At 66.7% G+C, this 14,005-nt stretch carries 15 protein-coding genes and 1 pseudogene; 11 read left to right on the top strand and 5 right to left on the bottom strand.

The window, feature by feature from the left end:
• The first annotated feature begins 3 nt into the window (after positions 1-3).
• From ACW17V_RS14855 to ACW17V_RS14840, 4 genes are all read left to right on the top strand, one after another.
• Complete coding sequence (locus ACW17V_RS14855; protein ID WP_492105845.1) at positions 4-2,394, top strand: TonB-dependent siderophore receptor; 2,391 nt, start codon at positions 4-6, stop codon at positions 2,392-2,394.
• Positions 2,364-3,686, top strand: a complete 1,323-nt coding sequence (locus ACW17V_RS14850; RefSeq protein WP_492105844.1) for an MFS transporter — start codon at positions 2,364-2,366, stop codon at positions 3,684-3,686. The genes ACW17V_RS14855 and ACW17V_RS14850 overlap by 31 nt, the downstream gene beginning before the upstream one ends.
• Before the next feature lie 58 nt (positions 3,687-3,744).
• Positions 3,745-4,809 (top strand): LLM class flavin-dependent oxidoreductase, encoded by a 1,065-nt coding sequence (locus tag ACW17V_RS14845; RefSeq protein WP_492105843.1) that lies wholly within the window; start codon positions 3,745-3,747, stop codon positions 4,807-4,809.
• 62 nt (positions 4,810-4,871) lie between these two features.
• Positions 4,872-5,459: a cysteine hydrolase family protein gene (locus ACW17V_RS14840; RefSeq protein ID WP_492108808.1), complete on the top strand. Its 588-nt coding sequence runs from the start codon at positions 4,872-4,874 to the stop codon at positions 5,457-5,459.
• Positions 5,460-5,544: 85 nt separating this feature from the next.
• Here ACW17V_RS14840 and ACW17V_RS14835 read toward each other — a convergent pair whose 3' ends face one another.
• On the bottom strand, positions 5,545-6,237 hold the full coding sequence (locus tag ACW17V_RS14835) for a TorF family putative porin (protein ID WP_492105842.1): 693 nt from the start codon (positions 6,235-6,237) through the stop codon (positions 5,545-5,547).
• 266 nt (positions 6,238-6,503) lie between these two features.
• Positions 6,504-7,331, bottom strand: coding sequence for an SDR family NAD(P)-dependent oxidoreductase (locus ACW17V_RS14830; protein WP_492105841.1), 828 nt, complete (start codon positions 7,329-7,331; stop codon positions 6,504-6,506).
• 68 nt (positions 7,332-7,399) lie between these two features.
• Between ACW17V_RS14830 and queF the strand changes: the two genes are divergently transcribed.
• Entirely contained in the window at positions 7,400-7,855 is a 456-nt protein-coding gene (gene queF / locus ACW17V_RS14825) for a preQ(1) synthase (protein ID WP_492105840.1), read from the top strand.
• 2 nt (positions 7,856-7,857) lie between these two features.
• Here queF and ACW17V_RS14820 read toward each other — a convergent pair whose 3' ends face one another.
• Positions 7,858-8,148, bottom strand: coding sequence for a hypothetical protein (locus tag ACW17V_RS14820; protein WP_492105839.1), 291 nt, complete (start codon positions 8,146-8,148; stop codon positions 7,858-7,860).
• 53 nt (positions 8,149-8,201) lie between these two features.
• The gene (locus ACW17V_RS14815) at positions 8,202-8,819 is read right to left on the bottom strand and encodes a nitroreductase family protein (protein ID WP_492105838.1); all 618 of its coding nucleotides are present in this window, start codon (positions 8,817-8,819) and stop codon (positions 8,202-8,204) included.
• A gap of 4 nt (positions 8,820-8,823) precedes the next feature.
• Here ACW17V_RS14815 and ACW17V_RS14810 point away from each other — a divergent pair.
• From ACW17V_RS14810 to ACW17V_RS14785, 6 genes and pseudogenes are all read left to right on the top strand, one after another.
• A pseudogene (locus tag ACW17V_RS14810) lies at positions 8,824-9,502 on the top strand (NUDIX domain-containing protein).
• Between the two features lie 91 nt (positions 9,503-9,593).
• Positions 9,594-10,424, top strand: a complete 831-nt coding sequence (gene cysE, locus ACW17V_RS14805) for a serine O-acetyltransferase (protein ID WP_492105837.1) — start codon at positions 9,594-9,596, stop codon at positions 10,422-10,424.
• A complete protein-coding gene (locus ACW17V_RS14800; protein WP_492105836.1) occupies positions 10,425-11,207 on the top strand; it encodes a glutaminyl-peptide cyclotransferase in 783 nt (260 codons plus the stop codon).
• 200 nt (positions 11,208-11,407) lie between these two features.
• The gene (locus ACW17V_RS14795) at positions 11,408-12,355 is read left to right on the top strand and encodes a LysR substrate-binding domain-containing protein (RefSeq protein ID WP_492105835.1); all 948 of its coding nucleotides are present in this window, start codon (positions 11,408-11,410) and stop codon (positions 12,353-12,355) included.
• Positions 12,356-12,406: 51 nt separating this feature from the next.
• Positions 12,407-12,613, top strand: a complete 207-nt coding sequence (locus tag ACW17V_RS14790) for a DUF3126 family protein (RefSeq protein WP_035044878.1) — start codon at positions 12,407-12,409, stop codon at positions 12,611-12,613.
• A gap of 65 nt (positions 12,614-12,678) precedes the next feature.
• Positions 12,679-13,365, top strand: coding sequence for a GNAT family N-acetyltransferase (locus ACW17V_RS14785; RefSeq protein ID WP_492105834.1), 687 nt, complete (start codon positions 12,679-12,681; stop codon positions 13,363-13,365).
• Here ACW17V_RS14785 and ACW17V_RS14780 read toward each other — a convergent pair.
• On the bottom strand, positions 13,359-14,003 hold the full coding sequence (locus tag ACW17V_RS14780; RefSeq protein ID WP_492105833.1) for a glutathione S-transferase family protein: 645 nt from the start codon (positions 14,001-14,003) through the stop codon (positions 13,359-13,361). The genes ACW17V_RS14785 and ACW17V_RS14780 overlap by 7 nt on opposite strands.
• Positions 14,004-14,005 lie beyond the last annotated feature (2 nt).

The raw sequence follows: 14,005 nt of genomic DNA, 5'->3' as shown, positions 1-14,005 counted from the left end.
GTCATGTCGCTTCGACGCCTGCTGCTCTCGGTTTCCGCCTTCACGATGCTGGTCGCCACCGGGGCCTACGCGGAAACCCAGGTCGCCGACCAGGTCGACGCCGTTCTGGTCCTGGCCCGCGACAAGGCCGGCCTGCTGGAAAGGCAGCCGTCCGATACGGTGTTCGGCATCGACAAGCCCCTGATCGAGACGCCCCGCTCCGCCAGCCTTGTCAGCGACCTGACCCTGGAGCGCTTCGGCATCGAAACCCTGGACGGCGTCAGCGCCGTTTCACCCGGAACCCATACCGCCAGCTTCTATGGCGTGCCCGGCGCGCTCAACATCCGCGGCACACTGGCCGAGAACTATTTCCGCGGCTTCAAGCGGGTCGAGAACCGCGGCACCTATTCCACGCCGATCGGCGGCGCGGCGCGGATCGAGGTGCTGCGCGGTCCGCCCACCCCGGTCTATGGCGCCGGCAAGGTGGGCGGGCTGGTCAACTTCATCCCCAAGTCGGCGCGCGACGAGGGGCGTTTCCTGGCCGAGCCCGAGGGAGAGGTCACCGCCACTTTCGGCAGCTACAACAAGAAGCTCGTCACCGGCCAGTTCGGCGCGCCGGTCAACCTGGGCGCGGCGCAGGGCGGGGTCTATGTCTACGGTGAGGTCGAGGACAGCCACAGCTACTACCGGGGCATCTATCCGCGCCGGCAGCTGATCGAGCTGTCGGCCGATTTCGACCTGGGCAACGGCTGGACCACGGCCTTTGGCGGTATGGGCTTCCACTCGGACGGCGACGTGCAGACGCCCGGCTGGAACCGCCTGACCCAGGACCTGATCGACCATCGCACCTACATCACCGGCCGCGACACCAGCCTGGTCGACGCCGATGGCAATGGCCGTCTCACGCCCAACGAGGTCGGCTTCTATCCCTATGCCAGCGCGCTCTATATTCCGTACTACGGCTTCCCGAGCAGCGACCCGGCGCACACCCTGGACACCGGCGTCGGCGCGACCAAGCTGAGCCGCCGCACGGTCTATATCAGCCCGGCCGACTTCTCGAAGACCACCACCGGCACGCTCTATTTCGACCTCGCCAAGGACCTGGGCGGCGACAGGACCCTGAAGCTGCAGCTGTTCCACGATCGCCAGGACAATGAGCGCTTCGTCTCCTACGGCTACCCGTCGGCCATCGACGCCAAGGTCAGCGAAGCCCGCGTCACCCTGGCCCTGCCGACGACGGTTGGTTCGGTCAGCGCGCGCACCCTGGTCGGCGCCTCGCACCGTCGGTTCGAAGGGCGGCGTCGGGAGAGCTTTAACAGCGGTCTGATCGCGCTCGATCGCCGCGACATCGCCTTTGGCGCTACGGCGACGGACACCATCGACAGCCCGTTCACCGATGAGCCGGGCGGCGTCGGCCTGCGCTGGGAGAACGACAACCGGTCGGACTGGAACCAGTCGGGCCTGTTCTTCACCTCTGATATCGAGGCCGGGCGCTGGAACCTGATCGTCGGGGGTCGCTACGACCACTACGAGGTCGAGAGCCAGGACACCGGGTTCCTGAGCTACACGATCGCCGGCAGCCAGGCCGATGACCGCAACAAGGCCACCTGGAACGCCAGCCTGACCTACAAGGTCCCTTTCGGCCTGATGCCATACATCAGCTACGCCAAGGCCTCGGCCCTGGAGATGAGCCAGGCGGGCGACATCGCCCCCTCGCTGGTGGCAGACGGCTCCTGGCTATCGAACTCGGATCTGGCCGAGACCGGCGTGAAGTTCCAGCTGCTTGACGGGACGCTGGTCGGCTCGCTGGCCGCTTATCGCCAGAACCGCACCCAGCTGACCAACAGCTCGCCGCCGACCGTGCAGGGCACGCGCGCCAAGGGTGTCGAGCTCGAGGTTCGCTGGCTGGCCAGTGAGCAGCTCAGCTTCACCTTCACCGGCAATAGTCAGCGCACCACGATCAAGGGACCGGACGCCTCGTTCCAGTACATCCCGGCCTATACGGCGGGTGTGGCGGGCGCGAACGCCTATGGCGGCTCCTATGTGGTCTGGAGCTTCGCAGGTCTTCCAGGGCGTGGCGGCGACTATGCTTACACCCTGATCCCCAAGTCGGTGGTGAGCCTGTACGGCGCCTATACCAGCAAGGGGTATGACTGGGGCCAGGTCGGGGCGACCCTGGGGGTCAGCCATGTGAGTCGAACCGCGGGAACGGTGCAGAACGCCGTCCACTATCCGGCCTATTCGGTGGTCAACGGTTCGGCCTATGTGACGCGCGGGCCTTATACGGCCCAGCTCAATGTCGATAATCTGTTCGACACATTCTATTTCACCCCTGACGCCGACACCTATGCCAATCTGGGCGCGCTGCCCGGCAAGGGCCGCGAATGGCGCGTGACCCTCAAGCGGACGCTCTGATCTTGGCCCCAACGAACATCCGTCGCCTCTCGCTGCTGGCAGGCTTCAGCCTGCTTCTGTTCCTGATCACCGCCTCGACCTACGGGTCGCTGGGCGTGGTTCTGCCGGCGATGATCGGTGAGCTGGGCTGGAGTTTCGAAAAGGCGTTCCTGGGCTTTTCGGTGCTGGGCCTGTTCACGGGGGCCTCGTCCTGGTTGCCGGCGATCCTGATCCGCAGGATCGGCGTGCGCGGAACCCTGCTGCTGGGCTCGGCGGTGCTGGGCGCGGGCCTGCTGGGCTTTGCGGGGTCCGAGAGCATTGCCCGCTACTATGTCGGCGCGGCCCTGTGCGGCATCGGTTTCCAGATGGCGGCCCTGATCCCCGGCACGCATGTGCTGTCGGCGCTTTATCGCAAGCGCGCCCTGCCGTTCGGGATCTATTTCACCTTCGGCTCGCTGGGCGGCGTGGCTGGTCCGTGGATGGCCCTGGCGATCATGGGCGGCACTGACAATGACTGGCGGATCTACTGGCTGGTTCAGGCGGTGCTCGCCTGCGTGGTGGGCGCGGTCTGCGCGGCCATGGTCGGCGGCTCGAAGTGGCTGGCGGAGGCCGCGCATGACGTCGATGTCGAGGTCGAACAGGAAGCCCGCGAGGCGCCCGCCGACGCCCGGGTCTACCGGACCGCGCACGAATGGCCTGTGAAGGCGGCGCTGCGTACGCCGCAGTTCTACGTGCTGGTCGCGGCCTATTTCACGCACCTGCTGACCGGTGTCACGGTGGCCAGCGTGTCGGTCAGCCACATCGGCGAGATCGGGGTCGCCGCCGGCATGGCCGCGGCGGCGGCGGCGGCCATCGGCGCCAAGATGCTGAGCCTGGAATCGCTGATGCAGACCGTGGCCCGGCTGGGCGGCGGTTTCATCGGCGACCGGGTCGATCCCAAGTGGCTGCTGGTCGGCGCGCAGGCGATGCTGGTGGCCGGTTTGATGGCGCTGGCCTCGGCGACGACCTTGCCGCTGATGCTGCTCTATGCCGTCGGCACCGGTGTCGGCTTTGGCCTGACCGTGCTGGCCGTGACGGTGCTGCTGCTCAACTACTACGGCAGGCGCAGCAATCTGGAACTGTTTTCCCTGACCTGCCTTGTCGGCGCGGTCTCGGCGGCGGGACCGTTCATCGCCGGCGCCATGCGCGACCGGCTGGGCGGTTTCGCGCCGACGTTCCAGCTGTTCGCGGCCGTGATCGCCGTGGTCTTCGTGGCCGCGCTGTTCATGCGCCCGCCCGTTCCGCCGGCCGACATGGTCGACGTCGCGGACTGAACAGGCGAGGGATGAAGATCGGCGGTTTTCGCCCGCCGACCTCGTGCTACGAAAAGGCATGAGCGCGTCTTCTCCCCATCACAAGGATTTCGGCGTCTTCCTGCCGGTGGCCAATGGCGGCTGGATCGTCTCCGGGACGACGCCGCGCATCGACGGCCTGTATCCACAGAACCGGGCCGCCGCCGTGCTGGCCGACGAGATCGGCCTCGATTTCATCATGTCGATGGCCAAGTTTCGGGGCTTTGGCGGCGCGACCGACCACTGGGGCACGGTTCTGGAATCGGTGACCCTGATGGCGGGCCTGGCCGAAGCCACCAAGCGCGTGAAGATCTGGGCGACCCTGCATCCCATGCTGCAGAACCCCGCCGTGGCGGCCAAGATGATCGCCACCCTCGACCACATCAGCGGCGGCCGCGCGGGCCTCAATATCGTGGCCGGCGCCTATCGCGAGGAATTCGCCCAGATGAGCGCCTGGGACGAGGCGCTGGACCATGATGACCGCTATGCCCTGGCCGAGGAATGGACCCACGTGGTCAAGCGGCTGTGGAGCGAGGATCGGGTCGATCACCACGGGCGGTTCTTCGATCTGACCGACTGCCAGTCCGACCCCAAGCCGCTTTCGCGCCCCAGGCCCGACCTGATCTGCGCGGGGAGTTCGGCGCGGGGTTTCGCCTTCGCGGTGGCCGAGGCCGACGCCTGCTTCATTGGTGGGGCCACCACCGATGACCGCCGCGCCGCCAGCCGGCGGGCCAGGTCGATGGCGCAAGGCTTGGGCAAGTCGATCCGAACCTATGCGATGTGCACGGTGGTCCATGCGGAAACCGATGCGGCGGCGCAGACCCTGGCTCAGACCTATGCCGACGGGGTTGATCTGGACGCCGTGCGAACCATGTTGCGAAGCTGGGGCGCGCCCGCCGACAAGCTGGACGCGGCGGCCCGGCAGCAGGGGGCGTTCATGACCGAAACCGTGATCGGCTCCCCGGCGACCTGTGGCGACAGGATCGCGGCCTTCGTTGAAGACTGCGAGCTGGACGGCCTGATGCTGATCTTCCCCGACTATGTCGCGGGTCTGACCATGTTCGGCGCCGAGATCCTGCCGGGTCTGAGGCGGCGCTTCGCGTGACCCCCGTCCAGCTGAAGCCAGACTGGATTGCGGCGGGCCGGACAGCCCTGCTGATCGTCGACATGCAGGTCGACTTCGCGGCGCCGGAGGGCGTGATCGGCCGCATGGGCGTCGATCTTTCGACCGTGGGGCCGGCTCTGGCCTCCGCCGAACGGCTGGCCGAAGCGGCGAGAGCGGCGGCCGTTCCGGTGATCTTCGTGGGCCTGTCCACCACGCCCGCCACCGACTCGCCGATATGGCGCGAGCGCATGGCGCGACGGGGCGGTGATCCCGATGTCGAAAGCGACCTGTGCCGCGCCGGTCAGGCCGGCTCTGACTTCTATGGTCCCAAGCCCGTCGCGGGCGAACTGGTGATCGAGAAGACCCGCTACAGCGCCTTCGCCGGCACCGGCCTTGGCGACAGGCTGCGGGCGCGGGGAATAGACACCCTGATCCTGTGCGGGCTGACCACCGAGTGCTGCGTGGACTGCACGGCCAGAGACGCCTTTCATCAAGACTTCCACGTCTTCGTGCCCGCCGACGCCTGCGCCGCCTATGAGGCGGACGTGCATGAGGCGGCGCTCAAGGTCATGGGTCTGAACTTCGCCATCCTGACCGACGTCGAGGCTGTCGTCGGCGCATGGGGTAGGGGGCTGGGCCTCCGGCCATAGGGCGGGCGGTTGTTCCAGACACAGAAAAGCCGCCCCGGGTGACCGGGGCGGCTCCGTTCTGCGTCAAGGACGCGGGACGTTTTTCTTAGAACGCGGCCTTCAGGCTCACGGCGACGCGCGAGTCGTAGATGGCGCCGTAGCCATGCTCGTCGGTGTCGTGATAGCGCAGGTCGACGCCGAGGTTGCTGGTGATGGCGTAGGTCGCACCGATGTTCCAGGTGTTGTAGTCGCCAGCGAACTTGATGTCCTGGTGACCGATGGCGGCGCTCACCGAGATCTTCTCGGCAACCGGGATCGCACCGTTCAGCTCGTAATAGAACGCGCGGCCGGTATCACCCGGGAATTCCGGCGAGTAGAACGCCGACACGCCCAGGGTCGCGGGACCGAAGCTGCGCGAGGCGGCGGCCTTCAGTTCGACGTAGCTGAACGAACCGGGGATGCCCTTGTCCTTGGTGTAGCCGTAGTAGACGATGCCCAGGTCCAGGTTGGTGTCGCCCACGACAGGCTTCACGCCGGCATAGATGTCGATTTCAGCCGACGGGTCTTCGGCGCCGAAGTCGACGTTCGAGGCCCAAACGCCCGCATAGCCAATGCCATAGGTGGCGTCGACGCCGCCGAAGATTTGCGGATCTTCCTGGGTTTGGCTCACGCCGCGGAAGACGTAGTCGCTGGCGACGCCAACGTTGTAGGACAGCTTCAGCGAGTCTTGCGCCATGGCGGCGCCGCTGAGAGCAACGGTAGCTGCGGCCGAAGCCAGCGCGATCTTCATGATGTTCATTGTGGTCTATCCCCTTCTCTGTGTCGCCTCCCGGAGGCTGGCCCCGAGTTCGACGGCGCCTGCAAGCGCACTGTGTCGACGACCGATTAGTCGCTGACTGTCATGTAGTTGCAATCTGAGTGGGCAAAGCGCCAGCACGAACGGCGTTATTCGATTAAAGTTTGAACTGAGTGTGACGAATTTGCTTCAGAATGAACGACCAAAGCCACAGTGCAGGGTTAACGCTTGATTGACCTTTACCCGTGTCTTCCGCGCATCGCTGATCTCTAGCGCATAGACAGACTCGCGCCGCCCAGGTGCAGGCCGGCGTCCACCAGCAGCGTCTCACCCGTCACGTGGCGCGACGCGGGAGAGGCCAGGAAGACAGCCGCTCCGGCCACGTCCTCGGCCGTCGAAGCCACCTTCAGCGGGGTCGCGGCCGCTGCGCCCGCCCGCAGGCGATCCACCCTGTCGGCATCCATCGCCTTGCCAAACCAGGGCGTATCGATGAACCCGGGGCAGATGGCGTTGACGCGGATGTTGGGCGCCAGGGCCCTGGCCAGAGACAGGGTCATGGTGGTCATCGCGCCTTTCGAGGCGGCGTAGGGCACAGATGAGCCGTTGCCGACCACGCCCGCGATCGACGAGGTGTTGACCACGGCGCCCGGCTGCGGCGCCGCCTCCAGCAGGGAGCGGGCGGCGCGAACCATCTGGAAGGCGCCAACGACATTGACGCTGTAGAGCCGCAGGAAGTCCTCGGCGTCGACCGCGTCGAGATCGGCGTGGTTGGGCGCGAACTTGGTCATGCCGGCGTTATTGAACAGCGCATCGATTCGCCCGGTCGCGGCGGCGGCTTCGACGATCTTGCGGCAGTCGGCATCCTGGGAGACGTCGCCCTGGGCCAGAACCGCCCGAGCCCCTTCGGCCTGGATGAGGCGGGCGGTTTCCTCGGCGTCCTGGGCGTTGCTGGCGAAGTTGACGACGATCAGGCCGGCGCCGCGTCGGGCGGTTTCCACCGCGATGGCTCGGCCAAGGCCCGTCGAGGCGCCGGTGACCACAACCGTGAAGCCCTCGAAATCCCGTCCCATCATAGTGTTCCTCCCGCGTTCGAACATGTGTTTGGACTTTTGTAGCGGCGGGACACCCGCTTGTCTCGGGCGCTGGACGGGCCTAAATCCCGGCGATGACAGACCTCAACGTCACCCAGCTCGGCCAGATGGTCGATGCGCCCGCCAGCCCCGAAGCGGCCGTTCTCGAGCGCGTGCCCAATCCGCAGTCCGACGTGCTCTACCTGGCGCGGTTCGTGGCCCCGGAATTCACCTCGCTGTGCCCCGTCACCGGTCAGCCCGACTTCGCGCATCTGGTCATCGACTATGCGCCGGGTGACTGGCTGATCGAGAGCAAGTCGCTGAAGCTCTATCTGACCAGCTTCCGCAACCATGGCTCGTTCCACGAGGACTGCACGGTCAAGGTGGCCCGCAAGATCGTCGAGATCGCCCAGCCGCGCTGGCTGCGCATCGGTGGCTACTGGTATCCGCGCGGCGGCATTCCCATCGATGTGTTCTGGCAGACCGGCCCCGCGCCGGAAGGCCTGTGGGTTCCCGATCAGGGCGTTGCGCCCTATCGCGGTCGAGGCTGATCTTAGACTTTCGAGAGACGACGACGGTTCGCGCGGACCTTCTTGCGAAGATGGCTGAGCGAGCGGGCGGCCACTGCCGGGCCGGTCGTTCCCAGCTGACCCGTCATGGCCAGCATCGGCAGGGTCATGGCCGCCGTCATCTTCTCGCTGATCATGAGATCGATCTCGGTCTGGGCGGCCGCGCCGCCGGCCGCGATCTTCAGTGTGCGCAGGCCGATCACGGTTGAGGCTTCCAGGCCCATGGCCCATGCGTCCCAGGCCATGCCGGCCCAGGGATCCTTGCGTCGCGCCATCGTCGTCTCCGTCCTCGGTGTTTCAGCACAACGCGCGGGAAGGGCCTTTGGCGCTAGCCCGGCGTCCATTCGCTGGTGATCGCCGCCACATCCGGCCGAACCCGCTCCTGGGGCTGTTCGCTTGAGGTGCCCAGATACAGAAAGCCGGCGACCTGCTCGCCGTCCGCAACGCCCAGGATTTTCAGCGCGCGAGGATCGTAGGAATACCAGTCGGTGATCCAGTTGGCGCCCCAGCCCATGGCCGGTGCGGCCAGCAGCATCTGCATGCACACCGCCGAGGCGCTCTGGCGCTGCTCCCATTCCGGGATTTCACCGCGGATGTAGCGCGAGATCACCGCCACGCAGACCGGCGGCCGGGTCAGCTTGCGCAGCGCGGCATTGGCCTTCACCGGATTGGCCTGGTCTCCGGCCAGAGCGGTGATCTTCTCGGCGAAGATGTCCTTTGCGGCGCCGCGCAGGATCACGAACCGCCAGGGCGATAGCTTGCCATGGTCGGGCACGCGGGCCGCCAGCCGCAGCAGGTCAGCCAGTTCGGCGTCGTCAGGGCCAGGCGCGGTCAGGGTCATGGCCGAGGCCGACCGGCGTCGCGCCAGAAAAGCCAGCACCTCTGGCGAGGCCTCGATCGGCAGGATTTCGCCAAACGCCGGCGCGGGGGGAACGGAACCGGTCAAGACGATCTCCACGAAGCATTGTAGGAGCAGACACCTATGGCCGCGAACCGGCCGCCACAAGTCGCGAGCCTTCGATGTCCGACAAACCTTCGTGGTTGAAGCCGCACGGAAAGCCCTGGGGCGTCAGCAGCAGCAAGCTGGTCTATGACAATCCCTGGATCACCCTGACCGAATACCAGGCCATCGCCCCGACGGGCCGGCCGGCGCTCTATGGCAAGATCGGGTTCAAGAACCAGGCGATCGGCGTGGTGCCCCTGCACGAGGACGGCACCGTGACCCTGGTCGGCCAGAACCGCTTTTCGCTGGCCAATTACAGCTGGGAGCTGCCAGAGGGCGGCGCGCCACTGGACGAGGATCCTTTGGATGGCGCCAAGCGTGAACTGGCCGAGGAGGTTGGGCTGCAGGCCGCCGACTGGCGTCCGATCCTGAGGATGGAACTGTCCAACTCGGTCACCGACGAGATCTGCCACGGCTTTCTGGCCATGGAACTGACGCCCGCGCCGACCGCGCCGGACGAGACCGAAGACTTGGCCGTGGCGCGCGTGCCCTTCGCCGAGGCGCTGGACGCGGCGGTTGCCGGGCACATGCCGGACTCGTTGACGGTGGCGCTCCTGCTTCGGGTGCACCATATGGCGGTCAGGGGAGAGCTTCCGAGCGATCTGGCCCGTCTCGTGCTACAATAGGCGTGACCGGGCGAAGGCAGGGCCTTTCCCAACAGGACTAGTGCGTCTTCAAAAAGGATGCTCTAGTACCAGCAGGCAGAGGGAGAGCCCGGTGGCCAAGCATCTGGAAGTCGTTACCGACCAGTCGTCCGTCCCCGTCTGGGCGGCGCTGCGCAACCAGGCCGAACATGCCGCCAAGGCCGAGCCGGCTCTGGCCTCGCTGCTCAACGCCGTGATCCTCAGCCACGACAATCTGGCCGACGCCCTGACGTTCCAGCTGGCGCGCAAGCTGGGCGACCAGGAAATGCGGGCCATGACGGCGCGGGAATTCGCCGCCGAAGCCTTCAATTCCGACCCCGCCCTGGTCGCCGCCGCCGAGGCCGATCTGATGGCCGTGTTCGAGCGCGACCCTGCCTGCAAGGGCTACGTCCAGCCGTTCCTGTTCTTCAAGGGCTTCCTGGCCCTGCAGACCCACCGCGTATCGCACTGGCTGTGGAGCGAGGGCCGCGAGACCCTGGCCTTCTATCTGCAGAGCCGGGCCAGCGAGGTGTTCCAGGTCGACATCAATCCGGCCGCCCGCATCGGGCAGGGCGTGTTCATCGACCATGGCACCGGCATCGTCATTGGCGAGACCGCAGTGGTCGGCGACGACGTCTCGATGCTGCATGGCGTCACCCTGGGCGGCACCGGCGCCGAACGCGGCGACCGTCATCCGAAGATCGGTCGGGGCGTGCTGCTGGGCGCGGGCGCCAAGGTGCTCGGCAACATCACCGTCGGTGACTACGCCAAGGTGGCGTCCGGCTCCGTGGTGCTCAAGCCCGTGCCGCCGCACTGCACCGCGGCCGGCGTTCCGGCCCGCATCGTCAACTGCCCGACCTGCGACGAGCCGGCCCGGTCGATGGACCAGACCCTGTCCGAGGCCGTGTACGACTACGTGATCTGAGTGCGGTCCAGCATCCTGAAAGGCCTGATCCTCGCGGTCGCGCTGGCCGTCGGCGTCGCCGCGCCGGCCCTGGCGGAGAAGCCGCGCCAGTATGGCTATACGGTGGTCAACACCTATCCGCACGATACGGCCGCCTTCACCCAGGGCCTCTTCTGGCGCGACGGCTTTCTCTATGAGAGCACGGGCCTGCAGGGCCGCTCGTCGATCCGCAAGGTGACGCTCGAGACCGGCCTGCCCGAGCAGGAGCGTCTGGTCGATTCCCGCTATTTCGGGGAAGGCGTCATCGACTGGAAGGACCGGCTGATCGAGCTGACCTGGAAAAACCAGATCGGCCTGATCTACGACATCGCCACCTTCGAGCTGGTCGGCGAGTTCTCCTATCCCGGCGAGGGCTGGGCCCTGACCCGCGACGAAACGCGGATCATCATGAGCGACGGCACATCGGCGCTGCGGTTTCTCGACCCCGAGACGCTGACGGAAACCGGTCGCATCCAGGTCACTGACGACGGCAAGCCTGTGGATAACCTCAACGAGCTGGAGTGGGTGAAGGGCGAGGTGTTGGCCAATATCTGGCAGACTGACCGTATCGCCCGCATCGATCCCAAGACCGGCCATGTCACGGGCTGGATCGATCTGTCGGGACTATTGAGCGCCGCCGATCAGGCCGGCGGTCGGGTCGATGTGCTGAACGGCATTGCCTATGAAGCGGCGACCGATCGCCTGTTCGTGACCGGAAAGTTCTGGCCCAAGCTGTTCGAGATCAAGCTGACGCCGCAGCCCTGAGCCCTTGCGGTCGGCGAGAGGGTCGATCTGGCCGGCTGATGGCGGGCGGCGGCGCCATAGACCACGGCGCTCCAGATCACGACCAGAACCAGGACTTGCGCGGGGGTGATGCGGTCGGGAGCGGGCATGGACGCCTTATGACCCCGTTGAATCCGCCGCGATAACGACTTATCCGTCAGCCTTCTGTGAGGTTTCATCACATGGCTCGTCGCGCCCTGCCTTCGCTGAACGCCCTGCGCGCCTTCGAGGCCTTCGCGCGGCATGGCCGCATGACCCTTGCCGCCGACGAGCTGTGTGTCACCCACGGGGCGATCAGCCGGCAGATCCGGCAGCTTGAGGAACAGTTGGGCGTCGCCCTGACCGAAGGGCCGCGCTCGCGTCTGCGGATGACGCCCGAGGGCCTGAAGCTGGCCCAGGCCCTGTCGCCGGCCTTTGACCAGATCGAGGCGGCCGTGCCGCGTCCGCCGCAGGTGGGGCCGCGACCTCTGGTCGTCTCGTGCCTGCCGACCTTCGCGATGAAGTGGCTGATCCCGCGTCTGCCGCGCTTCCAGGCGGCGCACCCCGACATTCCTGTTCGGGTGATGGAATCCAACGGACCGTTCGATTTCCGCGCTGACGGGGTGGATCTGGCCATCCGCATGCGGGTCGATGGTGACACCCGCTCTTCCGACGGGGACGTCACGCCTTTCATGCCGCACTTCCATGGTCCGGTGATGTCGCCCGAGCTGGCGGCGGCGGGCGAGGCGACGCTTGAGCGCATCGGCCGCCTGCCGCGCCTGCATACCCGCACCTTCATGGAAAGCTGGAACGACTGGGCGCGCAAGCTGGCCGGAGGACCTGAGGGCCTCCCGGCGCCGATCAGCCATCAGGAGTTTGACCACTATTTCTACATGATCGAGGCCGCCGCCGCCGGGCTGGGCGTGGCGGTCGGCCCATGGGCCTTCGTGCAGCGCGATCTGGCCAGCGGCCGGCTGGTCGCGCCGCTCGGTTTCGTTACTGGTCAAGCCTCGGTCGTTGCGCTGACGCCCCTCGAGGGCGCCAGTCAGGGCGCGATCCGTTTCCGCGACTGGCTGGTCGAGGAGGGAAGAACGACGCCAATGCCGCCTGGTCTGGCCGAAGCGGCTTGCGACTCCGCCGCAGGGCGCTAGTTTCGGCCCGACACGCGCCACGGCGCCCAACAAAGAAAACAGGAGCCTCCCGTGGACGCTGCATCCATCGACAAGATCGAAAAGCACCTGAAGCGCACCTTCGGCAACCCGCACATCGCGGTGAAGGCCCGCCCGAAGCAGAAGGACTCCGCCGAGGTCGAAGTGGCCGGCGAGTTCATCGGCGTGGTCTTCCAGGACGAGGACGAGGACGGCTCGTTCATGTTCGAAATGGCGATCCTGGCCGAAGACCTGGACTAGAACACCTGACCGGGCGGTCGCTGATCAGGCGGCCGCCCGGCCTTTGTCGATCTCTGGAGCCCCGCGTGAGCGATCATGTTCTGGACCGGCCGGTCTGGTCAGCCTTCGGCGGCCGGCAGTCTGACGTGGCGATCCGCAGGGGTGGGGCCTTGCGCACGCATCCGGATTTCGGCCTGTTCGCCGGATCGGCAGACAACTCTTCCTCGGCGCTTGCGGATCTTGGCGCGCTTGTCGCTGACTATGGCGATGTGGGACTGATCGAGCCGTTCGACCCGCCGCCCGCGCCGGGAACACGGGTCGTCTCCCGGGCCGTCTGCCTGCAGATGACGGCCGAGACGGTTGCGCCGGCCTGGGATGCGGATTTCGAAATCCTGGATCTGGGCGACCCCGACGCGGCCGAGATGCTGGCGCTGGCCACGCTCACCAAGCCGGGGCCCTTCTTCAGTCGCACCCATCAGCTGGGATCCTTCGTCGGGGTGCGGGTCGATGGCAGGCTGGCCGCCATGGCCGGAGAGCGAATGCGCCCCGAGGGCCATACCGAAGCCAGCGGGGTCTGCGTGCATCCCGATCATCGGGGCAAGGGCTATGCGGCCCGGCTTTTGCGCGAAGTCACGGCCAGGATCCTGGCGCGCGGCGACAAGGCCTTTCTGCACAGCTATGCCGACAACGCCGCCGCCATCGGCCTTTACGAGTCGCTGGGCTATCGCGGCCGGCGCGAAGTGGTGTTCACGATCCTGACGGCGGATCAGTAGGCCAGGCGTCCCTTCATCTCACCGAACGGGATCATCACGTGTTCGGCGTAGGCGGGGCGTAAGCGAAGGCGGCCATACCAGTCCTCGACATGGGGCAGGCTGGGCCGGTCTATATCCAGTTCAAAATAGCGATAGAGATGCGTTCCGGCGGCGATGTCGGCGAGACCCATCCTGTCGCCGCCGAGGTAGGCCTGGTCGGCCAGTATGCTGTCGATCAGAAGAAAGTGGCGCGCGCAGGCGGCGACGGCGACCTCGACGGCCGCCATGTCACGTTGAGCTTCCGGCGTCCGGTACCAGCCCCAGAAGACGCCCGTCAGAAAGTCGCGTTGCAGCGTGGTCTGGGACCAGTCCATCCAGCCGTCGGTGCGCGCGCGTTCGGCGGGATCGCCGGGCCACCAGTCTGAGCCCCCGTGGCGGGCGGCAAGGTAGCGCAAGATGGCGTGCGACTCCCAAACCACCACGCCGTCGTCTTCAATGACGGGCACTCGTCCATGCGGGTTCATGGCCAGGAAGGCGGGATCATCAAGGCCGCCGAAGTCTCCGCCGGCCGGGACATGCTGATGGTCGAGGTCAAGCTCGCCCACCAGCCACATCACCTTCTGCACGTTGAACGACGAGCGCCGACCCCAGATGCGCATGC

Source organism: Caulobacter sp. FV2ye17ST, from assembly GCF_058680955.1.
The sequence above is the reverse complement of the archived record's forward strand: the minus strand, read 5'-3'. Positions and strand labels throughout refer to the sequence as shown.

Coding starts and splice junctions, on each gene's coding strand:
- ACW17V_RS14855 (WP_492105845.1), top strand. CDS start 4: ATGTCGCTTCGACGCCTGCTGCTCTCGGTTTCCGCCTTCACGATGCTG.
- ACW17V_RS14850 (WP_492105844.1), top strand. CDS start 2,364: ATGGCGCGTGACCCTCAAGCGGACGCTCTGATCTTGGCCCCAACGAAC.
- ACW17V_RS14845 (WP_492105843.1), top strand. CDS start 3,745: ATGAGCGCGTCTTCTCCCCATCACAAGGATTTCGGCGTCTTCCTGCCG.
- ACW17V_RS14840 (WP_492108808.1), top strand. CDS start 4,872: ATGCAGGTCGACTTCGCGGCGCCGGAGGGCGTGATCGGCCGCATGGGC.
- ACW17V_RS14835 (WP_492105842.1), bottom strand. CDS start 6,237: ATGAACATCATGAAGATCGCGCTGGCTTCGGCCGCAGCTACCGTTGCT.
- ACW17V_RS14830 (WP_492105841.1), bottom strand. CDS start 7,331: ATGTTCGAACGCGGGAGGAACACTATGATGGGACGGGATTTCGAGGGC.
- queF (WP_492105840.1), top strand. CDS start 7,400: ATGACAGACCTCAACGTCACCCAGCTCGGCCAGATGGTCGATGCGCCC.
- ACW17V_RS14820 (WP_492105839.1), bottom strand. CDS start 8,148: ATGGCGCGACGCAAGGATCCCTGGGCCGGCATGGCCTGGGACGCATGG.
- ACW17V_RS14795 (WP_492105835.1), top strand. CDS start 11,408: ATGGCTCGTCGCGCCCTGCCTTCGCTGAACGCCCTGCGCGCCTTCGAG.
- ACW17V_RS14780 (WP_492105833.1), bottom strand. CDS start 14,003: ATGCGCATCTGGGGTCGGCGCTCGTCGTTCAACGTGCAGAAGGTGATG.